The organism is Salinicola salarius (genome assembly GCF_002179555.1).
GTDB classification, from domain to species: domain Bacteria; phylum Pseudomonadota; class Gammaproteobacteria; order Pseudomonadales; family Halomonadaceae; genus Salinicola; species Salinicola salarius_A.
The window spans coordinates 1-406 of record NZ_NHOU01000155.1 but is presented as its reverse complement, the minus strand read 5'-3'; the positions used below and the strand labels follow the sequence as shown (position 1 = coordinate 406).

At 64.5% G+C, this 406-nt stretch carries 1 pseudogene; it reads left to right on the top strand.

Features of this window, described 5'->3' with window-relative positions:
- A pseudogene (locus CCD76_RS19580) lies at positions 1-406 on the top strand (IS1380 family transposase); the annotation flags it as partial.

Below are 406 nucleotides of genomic sequence, written 5' to 3'. Positions count from 1 at the left end.
GTGGCGGCGGACTACTGGGAAGAGCTGCGTCCTGGCAAGCGCCAGGCGCTGTGGACGCAGACCGTCTCGATCCACGACGACAACAAGACCGAATACGTCGTCCAACGCGTGATGCGCCTGGTCGAGCGCACCGCCGATCGCGATGGCCAGTTGCTGCTCGAACCGGACTATGAGTTGGAAGGCTGGTGGACCAGCCTGGACGAGGCGCCGGAGGCGGTGATCAAACGCTACCAGGCGCATGCCACCCACGAGCAATTCCACAGTGAGATCAAGACCGATCTCGACCTGGAGCGGCTGCCGTCGGGCAAGTTCGCCACCAACGATCTGATCCTGCACCTCGCCCAGCTGGCCTACAACATCCTGCGGCTGATGGGGCAGCTGGGCATGACCGGCGAGCTGAGCCCGG